The 14,477-nt window shown below is 61.9% G+C and carries 13 protein-coding genes and 1 pseudogene; 12 read left to right on the top strand and 2 right to left on the bottom strand.

The window, feature by feature from the left end; genetic code table 11:
* Positions 1–7 precede the first annotated feature (7 nt).
* The 8 genes from HU742_RS13795 to HU742_RS13760 are packed head-to-tail and all read left to right on the top strand — an operon-like array spanning position 8 to position 7,899.
* Entirely contained in the window at positions 8–1,840 is a 1,833-nt protein-coding gene (locus HU742_RS13795; RefSeq protein WP_186642833.1) for a DUF2341 domain-containing protein, read from the top strand.
* 10 nt (positions 1,841–1,850) lie between these two features.
* Positions 1,851–2,276, top strand: a complete 426-nt coding sequence (locus HU742_RS13790) for an ExbD/TolR family protein (RefSeq protein ID WP_186610023.1) — start codon at positions 1,851–1,853, stop codon at positions 2,274–2,276.
* A gap of 3 nt (positions 2,277–2,279) precedes the next feature.
* Positions 2,280–2,999 (top strand): energy transducer TonB family protein, encoded by a 720-nt coding sequence (locus HU742_RS13785; protein WP_225923573.1) that lies wholly within the window; start codon positions 2,280–2,282, stop codon positions 2,997–2,999.
* A 35-nt stretch (positions 3,000–3,034) separates the two neighbouring features.
* Positions 3,035–4,726, top strand: coding sequence for a putative porin (locus HU742_RS13780; protein ID WP_186639301.1), 1,692 nt, complete (start codon positions 3,035–3,037; stop codon positions 4,724–4,726).
* Between the two features lie 16 nt (positions 4,727–4,742).
* The gene (locus HU742_RS13775; protein WP_186642832.1) at positions 4,743–5,390 is read left to right on the top strand and encodes a DNA repair protein; all 648 of its coding nucleotides are present in this window, start codon (positions 4,743–4,745) and stop codon (positions 5,388–5,390) included.
* A gap of 36 nt (positions 5,391–5,426) precedes the next feature.
* A complete protein-coding gene (locus tag HU742_RS13770; protein WP_186639305.1) occupies positions 5,427–5,909 on the top strand; it encodes a YbjN domain-containing protein in 483 nt (160 codons plus the stop codon).
* A gap of 5 nt (positions 5,910–5,914) precedes the next feature.
* On the top strand, positions 5,915–6,880 hold the full coding sequence (locus HU742_RS13765; protein ID WP_186642831.1) for a peptidylprolyl isomerase: 966 nt from the start codon (positions 5,915–5,917) through the stop codon (positions 6,878–6,880).
* A gap of 41 nt (positions 6,881–6,921) precedes the next feature.
* A complete protein-coding gene (locus HU742_RS13760; protein WP_186639309.1) occupies positions 6,922–7,899 on the top strand; it encodes a LysR substrate-binding domain-containing protein in 978 nt (325 codons plus the stop codon).
* A gap of 62 nt (positions 7,900–7,961) precedes the next feature.
* Here the strand turns inward: HU742_RS13760 and mqo are convergent, their stop codons facing one another.
* A complete protein-coding gene (gene mqo / locus HU742_RS13755; RefSeq protein WP_186639311.1) occupies positions 7,962–9,611 on the bottom strand; it encodes a malate dehydrogenase (quinone) in 1,650 nt (549 codons plus the stop codon).
* Positions 9,612–9,819: 208 nt separating this feature from the next.
* Between mqo and HU742_RS13750 the strand changes: the two genes are divergently transcribed.
* Both HU742_RS13750 and HU742_RS13745 read left to right on the top strand, forming a co-directional pair.
* Positions 9,820–10,605, top strand: a complete 786-nt coding sequence (locus HU742_RS13750) for a DeoR/GlpR family DNA-binding transcription regulator (protein ID WP_186639313.1) — start codon at positions 9,820–9,822, stop codon at positions 10,603–10,605.
* A gap of 91 nt (positions 10,606–10,696) precedes the next feature.
* Positions 10,697–11,623 carry a Gfo/Idh/MocA family protein gene (locus HU742_RS13745; RefSeq protein WP_186642830.1) on the top strand — a complete coding sequence of 309 codons (927 nt, stop codon included), beginning with the start codon at positions 10,697–10,699 and terminating at the stop codon, positions 11,621–11,623.
* A gap of 220 nt (positions 11,624–11,843) precedes the next feature.
* Here HU742_RS13745 and yghU read toward each other — a convergent pair whose 3' ends face one another.
* Positions 11,844–12,683, bottom strand: a complete 840-nt coding sequence (gene yghU, locus HU742_RS13740; protein WP_186642829.1) for a glutathione-dependent disulfide-bond oxidoreductase — start codon at positions 12,681–12,683, stop codon at positions 11,844–11,846.
* A 239-nt stretch (positions 12,684–12,922) separates the two neighbouring features.
* On the opposite strand from yghU, the pseudogene HU742_RS27120 reads away from it, so the two are divergent.
* Both HU742_RS27120 and HU742_RS27115 read left to right on the top strand, forming a co-directional pair.
* Positions 12,923–13,726, top strand: a pseudogene (locus HU742_RS27120) (PAS domain-containing protein); the annotation flags it as partial.
* 3 nt (positions 13,727–13,729) lie between these two features.
* Complete coding sequence (locus HU742_RS27115) at positions 13,730–14,314, top strand: methyl-accepting chemotaxis protein (protein ID WP_437179899.1); 585 nt, start codon at positions 13,730–13,732, stop codon at positions 14,312–14,314.
* Positions 14,315–14,477: the final 163 nt, after the last annotated feature.

The raw sequence follows: 14,477 nt of genomic DNA, 5'->3' as shown, positions 1-14,477 counted from the left end.
CCCCGTTATGCATCGCTTGATTTTCATTCTTCTCGCTTGCCTGGGCCTTGTGCTGCCGGCAACGGCCAGCGCCTGGTGGCAGGACGATTGGCACTACCGCAAACAGATCAGCATCGACACCACGCCCCAGGGCGCGGCGATCAGCCAGGCGGTGGGGCGCACCTCGCTGCTGGTGCGTTTGCACACTGGCAATTTCACCTTCGATGGCGTTAACGAAAACGGTTCGGACATCCGTTTTGTCGCCACCGATGATCACACCGTGCTCAACCACCAGATCGAGAGTTTCGACCCGTTGATGGGCATGGCGCTGATCTGGGTGGACGTGCCTCTGGTGGAGGGCGGTAAGCGCCAGGATGTCTGGATGTACTACGGCAACCCGAAAGCGCCGGCGACAAGCAACGCTCAGTCAGCCTTCGATGCCGACTACAGCCTGGTCTATCACTTTGACGGTGCCGTTGGCGCACCGCCACGGGACGCCAGTGCCTTTGCCAACCACGCGCAGAACGCCCCGGCAAACATCATCGACGGTGTCATCGGGCGCTCGGCACAGCTCAACGGCCAGCCGCTGTTGCTGCCGGCCAGTCCATCCCTGGGCGTGAGCGCGGGTGGTGCGTTGACCTTCAGCACCTGGTTGCGAATGGAGCAGGGCGCAGGCGAGCAACTGCTGCTGGCCCGTCGTGATGCCGGCAATGCGCTGCTGGTGGGCGTGAACCAAGGCGTGCCCTTTGTGGAAGTAAACGGCCAGCGCGCCGTGGCCAACCAGGCCGTGGCACTGGGGCAATGGCAGCACCTGGCGTTGACAGCTGACGCCAGCGGCTTGCGTTTGTATGTGAATGGAAAGCCGGCGGCGAACCTGGCGCAACCGTTGCCAGCCTTGCAGGGGGCGATTGCCATCGGCGCCGACTTACCGCCTGCCGTCGATGCCGGCGCGGTGGCACCGACCGCTACGTATCAAGCCTTCACCGGCGCTCTCGATGAACTGCGCTTGTCCCGCGTCGCCCGTTCGCCCGAGCAGATCCTGGCCGATGCCACCGCCCAGGGCGCCGAGTCGCGCCTGGTGGTCTATGGGGTGGACGAAGAACAGTCCGGCTTCGGTTTCGGCAGCCTGGGTTTCCTGCTCAACGCGGTGCCGCTGGACGCCTGGGTGATCATTGCCGTCCTGGTGCTGATGATGCTGCAGTCGTGGGTGATCATGGTGCGCAAGAGCCGCAATGTCAGCCGAGTCAGCCGTGCCAACGAAGTCTTCCGCAGTCATTTCGCCAAGGTTGGGACGCGGCTGGAACTGCTCGCCGATGACCGCGACCTGGCGCAGCGCCTAAGCGATTCGTCGCTGTGGCGTCTGTATGGCGTGGCGGTTGCCGAAATCCGCACCCGCCGCGACCAGGGCGCCGACACCTCGTCGATCTCCGCAGCCACCATCGAAGCCATCCGCTGTTCCATGGACGGTGTACGGACCCGGGAAAACCAACAGCTCAGTTCCAAGTTGTCGACCTTGTCCAACGCCATCGCCGGCGGCCCTTACATCGGCCTGCTGGGGACTGTATTGGGGATCATGGTGGTGTTCCTCGGCACCGCCATGGCCGGTGATGTAAACATCAACGCCATCGCCCCCGGCATGGCAGCCGCGTTGCTGGCCACGGCCATGGGGTTGTTCGTCGCGATCCCGGCGCTGTTTGGCTACAACCGCCTGACCACGCGCAACAAGGAAGTCAGCGCCGACATGCGGGTATTCGTCGACGAGTTCATCACCCGCCTGGCCGAAGTCCACGGCGAAAGCCAGTCCAGTGAAGCGGCGCATCGACGGGGCAACCACGTCGCAAGCCCATCGTTGACGGTGTAGGGGAGCGACCATGGCCAACCTCAATAGCGCCTCGGACGACGACGAAGATGCCGCCGTCGACACCATCAACATCACGCCGTTGGTGGACGTGCTCATGGTGGTGCTGGTGATGTTTATTCTCACCGCCACCGCCCAGGTCTCCGGGATCCAGATCAACCTGCCGAAGGCCAGCTCGACCATCTCGCTTTCGCAGCCCAAGACCAAGGCGATTTCCATCAATGATGGCGGCCAGGTGTTCCTCGATGCCTACCCGGTCACCCTCAACGAACTTGAAGATCGCTTGCGCATCGAGAAAGCCCAGAGCCCGGATTTTCCGGTGATCGTGCGCGGTGACTCGGCCGTGCAGTACCAGAAAGTCATTGAAGTGCTGGACCTGTTGCGCCGCCTGGAGTTGTCCCAGGTGGGCCTGGTCACCGGCAAACCGAGCCAGGGCTGAGTCATGACGTCTTTTCCTGAACAGCCGCAAAACGGACACCTGGAACGACAGCGGGACGGCACTGGCAGGGTGCGCCGCGTATTGCAATGGACTGCCGGTTTGCTGGTGGGCGCGGGCCTGGCCTGGCTGCTGTGGACATGGGCTAACGATATGAGCGGCATCCGTCGCGAGGCGCCGAAGATTCCCGCGATCATTCCGTTGCCGCCACCGCCGCCGCCCCCGGAAAAACCGCCGGAGCCGGAAAAACCGGTGGAAGAAAAAATCGTCGAGCCCGAACCCACGCCCGAACCAGAAGAAGTCAAGCCGGAGGAAGAAGCACCGCCTTCGCCCGCCGAAGACCTGGCTGACCCGATGCAAATGGACAGCGACGCCCAGGCTGGCTCCGACGCTTTCAATATCGGCGCGGGCAAGGGCGGCGGGATGGCTGGCGCCGGTGGCGGACGCCTCGGCAACGGCACCTACAGCCAGTTCCTGGCTTACAGCTTCCAGCGCTTGCTGCGCGAGTCGCCCGAGCTGCGCAACCTGGCTTTCCGCCTGGAGGCCGACGTCTGGCTGGACCAGGCCGGCCGGGTGATCCGGGTGGAACTGGGGCGCACCAGCGGCGATGCCGAACTTGACGCCAAGGTGCTGGCCACCTTGCGCGCCTCACCCAATCTGGAACGTCCACCCGCCTCGCTGCAGGTGCCGGTGCGTATCCGCCTACAAGGACGCCGGCCGGGCTAAGCCGGGTCGCCAAGAGACCATTAGGAGTTGTGTTCATGATCTGCAAAGTTAATCGATTGGCGCTGGGCGTCGGCCTGGTGATCGCCAGCCTGGCGGGCAGCGCGTTGGCGCAGACACCCTCGCAGAACGCGACGGTCAATCTGATTCGCCTGTTGGTGCAACAAGGCGTGCTCAAGCAGGACCAGGCCCAAGCGCTGATCGACCAGGCCGAAGCCGAGGCCACGCAAGCCCGGCAGACGGCCGCCAACACCGCACCGGTGCCAGCGCCAGGCGCGCCGGGCGAGGTTCGGGTGCAGTATGTGCCGGCCATCGTTCGGGAACAGATTCGCGACCAGGTGAAAGCCGAAGTGATCGCCCAAGCCAAACAGGAAAACTGGGCCCAGCCCAACACCTTCCCCGACTGGGTCTCACGCATCACCTTTGAAGGCGACGTGCGCTTGCGCAACGAGTCGCGCTTCTACTCGGGCAGCAACAGTAACGAGATCGTCGACTTTGCCGAGCTCAATAACAGCGGGCCTTATGACGTCAACCCCAACAGCGGCTCGCAACTTCCACCGTTGCTCAATACCCGCGAAGACCGCGAGAACATGCTGCGCCTGCGGGCTCGCATGGGCATGCGGGCCGCGCTTTCCCCGCAATGGACAGCGGCTATCCGCCTGGGCACGGGCTCGGACAGCAGTCCAGTCTCCACCACCCAGACCCTGGGCGGCGGCTTTGACAAAAAAGATCTGTGGCTCGACCAAGGCTACCTCAACTATCGCCCGACCAAGGAACTGAGCTTTACCGGCGGGCGCATGCCCAACCCGTTCATGTCCACCGATCTGCTGTATTCCAACGACCTCAATTTCGACGGTTTGGCCGGCTCGTTCAATCACCCGTTGAGCCGCGACCTGGCGATGTTCGGCACCCTCGGTGCGTTCCCGGTGGAGTACAGCTCCGACAGCGCGTCGAGCGATGGTTTCAACAAGGAAGACAGCGAGAACAAGTGGCTCTACGGCGCCCAGCTTGGCGCGAGCTGGGCGTTTGCCCCGGACAACAACATCAAGGGCGCGTTGGCTTATTACCAGTTCGATGACATCGAAGGGCGACGCTCCAATCCTTGTGCCATCTATGACGGCGCCCCCGCCTGTGACAGCGACGAAACGCGCCCGGCCTTCATGCAAAAGGGCAACACGTTGATGGAGCTGCGCGACCTGGTGCCGGACCCTTCCGCGCCGACCACCTCGCCGCAGCCGCAGTTCGTAGGCCTGGCCTCGGAGTTCAACGTGCTCGATCTCAACCTGGTGTGGGACACCTTGCTGTTCGACGACCTGAAGCTGCGCAGCCAGGGCAACTACCTGGTCAACCTCGGCTACGACGAAGGCAAGATGCGCAAGCGCTCGGCCGGTGCGCTGGCCAACAACCTGGATGAGAACGGCGACATCGAAAGCGGTGACAGTGCCTGGATGCTGCAGTTCACCCTGGGCAGTGCCCTGGACCTGAAAAAGCGCGGCGACTGGAACCTGTTCGCCGGCTACAAGTACATCGAGCCGGATGCCTTGCCGGATGGCTTCAACGATTCGTCGTTTCACCTCGGGGGCACCAACGCCAAGGGTTATTTCCTCGGCGGCAACTATGGAATCGAAGACAACGTATTGGCGACCGCGCGCTGGCTGAGCAGCGAAGAAGTGTATGGCGCGCCGTTCGCTATCGACGTTCTGCAACTCGAGCTCAATACGCGCTTCTAGCGCCGGGAGGGACACTATGATCAGGCCATTTCATCCCATCATCCACGCTGTGGTGTTGTTGCTTGGCCTCGGCGCAGCCTTGGGCGCTTCGGCGCAAACCTTGGAGGAGCGCCTGCGTGCCCAATTGCGCAGCACCACTGCGCAGTTGCAAGCCTTGCAGAGCGAACAGGCGCAAGGCACCGCTGCCCGCCAGGCAGCGGAGAGCCAACTGAGCGCCGCGCAAGGGCAAATCAAGCAACTGACCGCCGAACTGACCAAGGCCCGCAGCCAGAACGAACAACTGGGCGCCCAGCAGGATGCCGTCCGCAGCAGCGCCCAGGCGCAGGTGGCGGCCAGCAGCGAGCAGGTCGGCAAATTCAAGCAAGCCTACGAAGAACTGCTGGGCCGCGCCCGCGGTATCGAAGCGGCACGCGCCACCCTGCAAGCCAGCCTGACCAGTCGCGAGAGTGAAGTACAGCAATGTGTGGCGAAGAACCAGCAGATGTACGGCATCGCCAAAGAGATCCTCGGCGCCTACGAAAACATCGAGGTCAGTGATGTGCTGAAGATTCGCCAGCCCTTTGCCAGCGGCGCGCGGGTGAAGTTCGAGGAATTGGCGCAGCGTTATGGCGATGCGCTGTACCAGACCCAGTTCGACGCCACCAAGACCACCGCGGGCAAATAATCACCGTCCACTTTTTACCCAACAGGAAATTTCGCGATGACCACACAAGCACTGATCCAGAGCATCACCCCCGAGCAACTCGGCGAGTTACTGCAAGCCGCTGGCTATCGCGTCAATCGCACCGAGCAGGGCGAGGTCGTGCAGTTGTTGAGCGCCAGCCAGGGCATTGGTTTTGCCGTGCGCTTCGGCAACCCGGCCGCCGCCGAGGGTAGCTTCCTCGACTTTACGTTCAGCTGCGCGTTGCGCATCGAGGGCAAGTTGCCTGAAGGCCTGGTGGAAGTCTGGAACGCCAGCCGCCGCTTTGCCCGCCTCAGCCTTCAGGGCGAATTCCTGGTGATGGAGATGGACGCCATCGTCGCCGCAGGCGTCAGTGAGGATCACTTGCGCGGCGTGCTGGAGCTCTGGGACCGCTTGCTGCAAGAGTTCGTGGTGTACCTGCGCGAATACAGCCAGCAGGCCCGCCAGCAACAGGCGGTGGACGCTGCGCCAGTGCCAGAAGTCGTGGTTGAAGAGGCTTGATGGAGATGAGCAGGTTCAGCAAACGGGTGGGCGCCAGTCTTGTCATTCTGGTGGCGGGAGGCATCGCCGTGGCAGTGGCCCTCGACCCTGGCGATTCCCCCCATGCCTCGGTACCGGCGACACAACCGGTAGCTGCCCGAGGCCAAGGCGAGACCGCGCCGGCCGTCGCCAGTCTGGGTGAACTGCAATTGAGCAGCGCCGAACTCAACGGTGTGCTGGGCTCGTTGGCACCGCCGGTGCGCGAGCAACTGCGGGCCAATCGTGGCGCCCTGGAAAGCTGGATTCGAACGCGCCTGGCGGAGAAAGCCTTGTTGCAGCAGGCCGACGCGCAAGGTTGGCAGGAACGCCCGGAAATTCAACAGATGACCCGAGCCGCCACCGAACAGATCCTGTTGCGCACCTATCTGCAATCCATCAGCCAAGTGCCTGCCGAGTACCCGGATGAGCAGGCGCTGCAACAAGCCTATGACGCAGCGAAGGGCCAGCTGCAAAGCCCGGCGTTGTATCGCGTCAGTCAGATTTTCATCGCGCTGGAGCCGGGTGCCAACGAAGAGTCAGTGCGCAAGAAAGCCACCGAACTGGCTCGCCGCGCCCAGGCTCCCAATGCTGATTTCGCCGCGTTGGCCCGGGAGTTTTCCGATGACCAGGCCACGGCGCAGCGGGGTGGCGACAGCGGCCTGCAACCGTTGCAGCAATACGTGCCGCAAATGCGCCAAGTGCTGGCGCGGCAGCGAGTTGGCAGTGTTTCCGACGCTTTGCGCAGCGAGGCGGGTTTTCACGTTCTCAAGCTCACCGACATGCAACCGGCACGTCCCGCGAGTCTGGATGAGGTGCGTGGACAGTTGCGCGAGGCGCTGCGCAACCAGCGCCAGGAACAGGTGGCCAGGGCGTATCTGGAAGGATTGGTCAGCAAGGCGACGTTGAGCATCGATGGCGCGCAACTGAACGAGGCATTGGAGTCTGTTCGTTAAGCGGCGCGGCAGCCGTGAAGCTACCTTAGGGAGGAGGGCGTATGGCGTTGGAGGAGATTGGCAAGGTTCGAGATTACGTGCGGCTGGGTGCTTCGGTGGCAACCGATGATCAGGCACTGAAGGGCTTCAAGGATCCGCAAGCGCTGGAGTTTTTCCTGGTGGCGGCACGCTGTAGCTGTTTCATGCAGGCCGCGCGCAGCCTGAATGTCAAAGCGTCGTTATTGCGGAAAAAACTGTCGCGGTTATCCAGTCATTACGGGCGTCCCTTGTTCGAGCACCGAGGGAATGCGCTGATGCTCAGCCAGGCTGGCCGTCACCTGCGCAGCCAATTACTGGCCCACCGAGCTTTGCTGGCGTTGCCTGACGCCTTCGACACCGAGCAGACCCTGGTGCGGGTGGCCGTGGCCGAGCCGTTGCTGCACGACGTCCTCAGCCGCGCGCTGCTTGGCTTCTTGCGCCAACACGCCAACGTGCGCCTGGACGTGGTGCGCCTCGACGGTCCACCCGGCCAGGAGTCGGTTGAGGCGGATGTCATCGTCTGGCTCACCGACCCACGGACGACAGCGCCGCAGCTATCTTTCCCGGTGGCCGAACTCAGTTGCCTGGCCGAGCTGGAATACATCCCGCACATCGCCAAGCGCTACTCCCGGGAAGCAAGTCGCCCACGCAGCCTTCCCGAGCTTCAGGACTACATGCTGGTCAGCCTGCACAGCTACGCAAAAATGCCTTCGCTGGCCCCGTGGAACCGCGCCGTCAGCGAGCGCCGGTCAGGCGTCACGCAGGTGAACTCCTATGAGTTGATGCGCCAGATGATTCAATGGAGTGCCTGTATCGGCCTGCTGCCGCACTACGTTTGCTCGCTCGACAAAACCCTGCAGCCTTTGCCCGAATTGTTCACTGGCGACATGCAGATGCAGGTCTGGATGGCCGTGCATGGCGATGAGGCGCACAGGCAGGAAGTCGTGCGATTGGTGGCGATGGTCCGCGCGGCGTTTGAAGAGCACAAGGAGTGGTTCTAGGCTGTGCCGGTAGCTGAGCCGTTGCTTGAAGGCTCAGCTATAAGACGTCAGCCTGACGCCATTCACAAAGCAATGTCCGGGTCGGAATCGCTGTGTTTCTGGCCCACCGGATCGCTGTTGGTGGGGGCGTTCGCCTCGGCGTTGCCACGAATATCCGGTGGCGGCGCCAGTTGCAACAGCTCGCTGGTGTATTTCCATTCCTCGTAGACTCGCGCCGGATCATCGTTGAGCCGGGTTCCATAGCTCGGCACGATCTGGTGCAGCTTTTCCTGCCAGGCAGGGGAGGCGACCTTGTCCTTGAAGACCCGCTGCATGACTTCAAGCATGATAGGCGCCGCTGTCGAGGCGCCGGGGGATGCCCCGAGCAATCCGGCGATGCTGCCATCCTGCGACGCGACCACCTCGGTACCGAGTTTGAGCACGCCGCCTTTTTCTTCATCGCGCTTGATCACCTGGACCCGCTGGCCGGCTTGCCAGAGGCGCCAGTCTTCCTGCTTGGCCTGGGGAAAATATTCCTGCAAGGCCTTGAACCGGTCGTCGTCGGAAAGCATCAGCTGGCCGGCCAGATATTCCACCAGCGGGTACTGCTCGACGCCGACTTTGGTCATGGGCCAGATGTTGTGGGGCGTCATGCTGGTAAACAGGTCGAAGTACGAGCCTTCCTTGAGGAATTTGGTGGAGAAGGTCGCGAAGGGGCCGAACAGGATGACGCGCTTGCCATCCAGTACCCGGGTGTCCAAGTGCGGCACGGACATCGGCGGCGCGCCGGTGGAGGCTATCCCGTATGCCTTGGCCATATGTCGCTCGGCGATGGTGGGATTCTCGGCGACCAGGAACGAGCCGCCGACCGGAAACCCTGCGTACTCCTTCGCTTCCTCGATGCCCGACTTCTGCAACAGATGCAGCGCGCCACCCCCCGCGCCGATGAAGACGAACTTGGCGTCGGTGGCTGTCGTCTCACCGTCCTTGAGGTTCTTGTACTCCACGTGCCAGGAGCCATCGTCATTGCGGGTGATATCGCGGACTTCGCTGGAAAGCTTCAGGCTGAAATTGGGTTTGCTCTGCAGATATCCGACGTACTGGCGAGTGATTTCGCCAAAATTCACATCGGTGCCGATCGGCGTCCAGGTCACCGCAAGCTTCTGGTTCGGGTCGCGGCCCTCCATCATCAGCGGCACCCATTTCTTGATCTGCTGCGGATCTTCCGAATATTGCATGGGCCGGAACAGCGGGCTCGCTTGCAGCGCCTCGTAGCGTTTCCTGAGGAACTTGATGTTGTCGTCCCCCCACACAAAACTCATGTGCGGGGTGGCGTTGATGAATGAGCGAGGGTTTTTCAGGACATTGTTCTTGACCTGCCAGGCCAGGAACTGCCGGGTGATCTGGAAGGCTTCGTTGATCTCGATGGCTTTGGAAATATTGACGTTGCCTTGCTCGTCCATCGGCGTGTAGTTGAGTTCTGCCAACGCTGAATGGCCGGTGCCGGCGTTGTTCCAGCCGTTGGAGCTTTCTTCGGCCACCGCGTCCAGGCGCTCGACCATCTCCATCGACCAGCCTGGCTCCAGCTCGTTGAGCCAGATGCCCAGCGTGGAACTCATGATTCCTCCGCCCACCAGCAGCACATCGACCTTTTTCGTTTCTGCGGCCTGGGCACCATTGGCGCCCGATAGGACGACGGCGCTTACCAGGGCTGCGATGATTGTATTGTTCATGGTTCCACCCTCGGCGACCGGGTGAGTCGCTCGTCTACGAAATGACGCTACTGACCTTGGGTTGACCCGCCTCGGGAAAAAACTGTTCACGGCCCGGCGCGAGAGAGTGACGAAAGGCAATCCGGCCTGGTTTGACGATCCTGGGGGGACGCGGCATAGTGTGCTCGTTTGTGGTTATTATTGCTCGTTTATGCAGGTTGCCAATGTCATGAGTTCTTTTAACGAAGCGTTTCCCGGCGAACGCCAGCGATTGATCAGCGAACGTCTCGCCCTGTATGGCCGGGTCATTGCGGCTGACTTGGCGGTTGAGTTCAATGTTTCGGAACACTCGATACGGCGCGATTTGGGCGCGCTGGCAGCGGCGGGCTTGTGCAAGCGCGTCTATGGCGGCGCGATTCGCCTGCCAGCGGCCGAGGCGCCTATCGATGTCCGGATCCATCAGGATTCGGCGCGCAAGGGCACGCTTGGCCAGACGGCTGCCTCGCTGCTCATCGCCGGGCAGCACGTGTTCCTCGATGCCGGGTCGACCAACCTGGCCATCGCCCGCGCCATCGACCCGGAGCTCCGGTTGACCCTCTCCACCAACTCACCCTTGATCGCGGTGGAGCTGATGAAGCTGCCCCGCGCCGAAGTCATTCTGCTGGGCGGTCGCCTGAATCCGGTCGCGGGCGGTGCCATCGGGCTGGCGGCCGTCCAGCAATTGCGCCAGTTCAATTTCGACTTGTGCTTTGTCGGTGCCTGCGCCATTGACTCGGACAATGGGGTCACGGCGTTTGGCCTGGATGACGCGGAATTCAAACGCGCGGTGGTGGCGGCGAGCGGCCAATTGGTGGTGGCGGTGACCAATGAGAAACTTTCCAGCGTTGCCCACTATCAAGTGGCGTCTTGCGAGGAAGTCACGGCTTTGGTGGTCGAGCACGACGCACCGCGGGAGCGACTCGAACCGTTTCTCAGCCGGATTTCCAAGGTCGTGACCGCCCCGGCGCAGCGCTGACGCCGAGCATTGGGATACGAACCCATTGTCCGCCAGGCGATTTACGTCTAGTTTGCTGCCCCATCATAAGTACAAAAGTCAGGAGTCATCGATGCAACCGATTCGTCTCGGTCTGGTGGGCTACGGCAAGATCGCCCAGGATCAACACGTCCCCGCTATCCGCGCCAACCCCGCGTTCGAACTGGTGGCGGTCGCCACGCAAGGGCAGCCTTGCGCCGGGGTGGAGAATTTGCAGTCCCTGGGCGAATTGCTGGAAAACGGCCCGCACGTTGATGCAATCGCATTTTGCACGCCGCCACAAGGTCGATTCGGGCTGGTCCGACAAGCCCTGGCTGCCGGCAAGCACGTGCTGGTGGAAAAGCCGCCCTGCGCCACGCTGGGCGAAGCGATGGCCCTTGTTGACCTCGCGCGCGAGCAAGGCGCCAGCGGCCTCTACGCCTGGCATTCGCGTTATGCGCCCGGCATCGAAGCGGCTCGCGACTGGCTGGCCAGCCGTACGCTGCAAAGCGTCCGGATCGATTGGAAGGAAGACGTGCGCAAATGGCACCCGGGCCAGGCATGGATCTGGCAACCCGGTGGCCTGGGCGTCTTTGATCCCGGCATAAACGCCCTCTCGATTGCTACCCATCTGCTGCCGCTGGCGCTGTTCGTCGAGTCGGCCGAACTGCGCGTACCCGACAACTGCCAGTCACCGATTGCCGCGAGCATCAAGATGGCGGACGCGCGCCAGCTCGATATCCGTGCCGAGTTTGACTTCGACCATGGTCATGACGAGCTCTGGAGCATCGAGATTCGCTGCGCCGAAGGCGTCCTGCGGCTCGACAATGGCGGCGCGTTGCTGAGTATCGACGGCGTGCGCCAGGCTGTGTCGGAGGAGGGCGAATACGCGGCGGTGTATCGGCATTTCCAACAGCTGATCAAGGACAAGGCCAGCGACATGGATTTGCAACCGCTACGCCTGGTCGCGGACAGCTTCTTCGTGGGCAGTCGGACCCTGGTCGAACCGTTTTACGATTGACTTGCGAACAGGCCCATCATCCTGGCGACGATGGGCCTGTGGATTACCGCTATTTGATCGTTCCCACGCTCTGCGTGGGAATGCATCCCCGTGACGCTCTGCGTCACCCCAGAAGCGGAACGCGGAGCGTCCCTGGCGGCCTTCCCACGCAGGAGCGTGGGAACGATCGAACGTGGTGAGGGCGCATGCTCCCTCACCACCAGGTTTCGCGTAGGCGCGTCTAGCCCAAATCCTGCGCCCGATGCCGCTCCGGCACCTGGCTCGCTTCATCGCCCCAGGTCCGGTTGACCCGCTGGCCGCGCATCACCGCGGGTCGGTTGGCGATTTCCTCGGCCCAGCGCTGAACATGGGTGTATTCGTGGGCCGAGAGGAACTGCGCCGCTGAATACACGTTATTGCGCACCAATTGCCCATACCAGGGCCAGACCGCGATGTCGGCGATGGTGTATTGGTCGCCCGCCAGGTATTTGTTTTCAGCCAGGCGACGGTCCAGCACATCCAGTTGGCGCTTGGCTTCCATGGTGAAGCGATTGATCGGGTACTCGAGTTTTTCCGGCGCATAGGCGTAGAAATGTCCGAAACCGCCGCCCAGGTACGGCGCCGAACCCATCTGCCAGAACAGCCAGTTCAAGGTTTCGGTGCGGCCGGCCGGGTCGGTGGGCAGCAGCGCGCCGAATTTTTCTGCCAGGTAAAGCAGGATCGACCCGGACTCGAAGACGCGGATTGCTGGCTCGACGCTGCGATCCAGCAGGGCCGGAATCTTCGAGTTTGGATTGACCTCGACAAAACCACTGGAGAACTGGTCGCCTTCGCCGATGCGAATCAGCCAGGCGTCGTATTCTGCGCCGGTGTGTCCGAGCGCCAGCAACTCTTCAAGCAGGATGGTGACTTTGACGCCGTTGGGCGTCGCCAGTGAATAGAGCTGCAACGGGTGCTCGCCGACCGGCAAGGTTTTTTCGTGGGTCGGCCCGGCAATGGGGCGGTTGATGCTGGCGAAGTGGCCGCCCGAGGGGGCCTCGTGCTTCCAGATTTTTGGAGGGACGTAAGACGCTTTGCTCATGAGACGTACCTTATCGTTTTGAATGCACTGATCCTGGGATGAAGCCATAGCACATTTGCGCAATGGCTCGCATCGAGAGACGGACTCTAATCCAGGGGCGTTTTGTCAGGCGAACAAAGGCGGTTGATTGTCTGTATCTCCTTCAGTAATAGATAAGCCGGACAAGGGCTTTTTGACGCCAGAAAATAAATGCTCAGCATCCTTACAGTCTCTAGGTTATTAGCCGATAGCCATTTGAGATGCGGTTGATTCCCAGCTTCTGCCGAGGGTACGTCATGTTTAATACAACACTAAAAAATGAACTGACGGCAAGGAAGGCCGAGTTAGCAACTTACAAGGGATTGGTAGGCGCTCTGGAGCGGTCGATGGCCGTGATCGAGTTCAGTCCCGACGGCAAGGTGCTTCGCGCCAACGAAAACTTCCTCAATACCATGGGCTACCGCGAGGATCAGTTGGCCGGTTTGTCCCACCGCAATTTTTGCACCCCAGCGCTGGCGGGCAGTGCTGAGTACCGCGAGTTCTGGGACCGGTTGCGGGCAGGCCAGTTCGTTTCGGGGACGTTCCAGCGGGTCAGCGGACAAGGTCGCAACGTCTGGCTGGAGGCGAGCTATAACCCAGTCCTGGATGAGCAGGGCAAAGTCGTGAAGGTGGTCAAGTATGCCCTTGATGTCACCGCCCGAGTGGCCAGTGACGCAGAAACGCGTGGCAGGCTCGCAGCCCTTGATCGGGCAATGGCGGTGATCGAATTTGATTTGACTGGCAATATCCTCACTGCAAATGACAACTTCCTGCGGACGATGAATTACTCGCTCGCTGAAATCAAAGGCAAGCATCACCGACTGTTCTGCGAAGCGAACCTGGTCAACAGTTCGGAATATGGCGATTTCTGGCGACGTCTGAACGCCGGTGAGTTTTTCAGCGGACAATTCAAGCGACTGGGCAAGCATGGCAAGGTGGTGTGGTTGGAGGCCAGCTACAACCCGGTCTACGACGCCGAAGGCAAACTGAGCAAGATCGTCAAGTTTGCCAGCGACATCACCGAGCGGGTGGAAAAGTTCGAAGAGGATTCACGCGGTGCCTCGCGTGCTTATCACATTTCTTCCGAGACTGAGCGAGTCGCCGAGCAGGGCGCCCAAGTGATCCAGCAAACCGCCAAGGAGATGCGCCAGATCGCCGAAAACATTGGCGCCTCCGCGCGCCTGGTCGGGCAACTGGGCGCGCGCTCGGAAGAGATCACCGCCATCGTCAATACCATTCGCGGCATTGCCGACCAGACCAACCTGCTGGCGCTCAACGCTGCCATCGAGGCCGCGCGGGCGGGCGACCAGGGCCGGGGCTTTGCAGTCGTGGCCGACGAAGTCCGCCAACTGGCCGGGCGCACGAGTCGCTCGACAGCGGAAATCGCCGAGATGATCGGCATGATCCTTTCTGAGACCCGCGATGCGGTCGCCAGTATGAGCGTGACCCATGAGGGCGCGCTGCGCGGCGTTACCCTGGCGGACCAGGCCGGATCGGTCATCGTGCAGATCAGGGCCGGGACCACGGATGCATTGGAGGCGGTCAGCATGTTCGCGTCCAAGCTCGACGAGTCTGAAGTCATTCCAAAAACGGCGATCGGCTGGGTCGGCTGAGGATGCTGTAACGTCTGGGGGGGGCGGACCGTCAGCCAGGACCGCTCCTCAATTGACCAGCGATGCGCGCGAGGACCCAGGCGTCGAGGTCATTCCATTTCCTGAAACAGTGGATTTCAATCCATGCGTATTCCTGCGCCGCCGCTTTGGGCAGAAGATGGCT

This window comes from Pseudomonas marvdashtae, from assembly GCF_014268655.2.
GTDB lineage: Bacteria > Pseudomonadota > Gammaproteobacteria > Pseudomonadales > Pseudomonadaceae > Aquipseudomonas > Aquipseudomonas marvdashtae.
This window is presented reverse-complemented; position numbering and strand designations above follow the sequence as displayed.

Coding starts and splice junctions, on each gene's coding strand:
- HU742_RS13765 (WP_186642831.1), top strand. CDS start 5,915: ATGAGCAGGTTCAGCAAACGGGTGGGCGCCAGTCTTGTCATTCTGGTG.
- HU742_RS13750 (WP_186639313.1), top strand. CDS start 9,820: ATGAGTTCTTTTAACGAAGCGTTTCCCGGCGAACGCCAGCGATTGATC.
- HU742_RS13770 (WP_186639305.1), top strand. CDS start 5,427: ATGACCACACAAGCACTGATCCAGAGCATCACCCCCGAGCAACTCGGC.
- HU742_RS13775 (WP_186642832.1), top strand. CDS start 4,743: ATGATCAGGCCATTTCATCCCATCATCCACGCTGTGGTGTTGTTGCTT.
- HU742_RS13790 (WP_186610023.1), top strand. CDS start 1,851: ATGGCCAACCTCAATAGCGCCTCGGACGACGACGAAGATGCCGCCGTC.
- HU742_RS13785 (WP_225923573.1), top strand. CDS start 2,280: ATGACGTCTTTTCCTGAACAGCCGCAAAACGGACACCTGGAACGACAG.
- HU742_RS13795 (WP_186642833.1), top strand. CDS start 8: ATGCATCGCTTGATTTTCATTCTTCTCGCTTGCCTGGGCCTTGTGCTG.
- HU742_RS13745 (WP_186642830.1), top strand. CDS start 10,697: ATGCAACCGATTCGTCTCGGTCTGGTGGGCTACGGCAAGATCGCCCAG.
- mqo (WP_186639311.1), bottom strand. CDS start 9,611: ATGAACAATACAATCATCGCAGCCCTGGTAAGCGCCGTCGTCCTATCG.
- yghU (WP_186642829.1), bottom strand. CDS start 12,683: ATGAGCAAAGCGTCTTACGTCCCTCCAAAAATCTGGAAGCACGAGGCC.
- HU742_RS13780 (WP_186639301.1), top strand. CDS start 3,035: ATGATCTGCAAAGTTAATCGATTGGCGCTGGGCGTCGGCCTGGTGATC.
- HU742_RS13760 (WP_186639309.1), top strand. CDS start 6,922: ATGGCGTTGGAGGAGATTGGCAAGGTTCGAGATTACGTGCGGCTGGGT.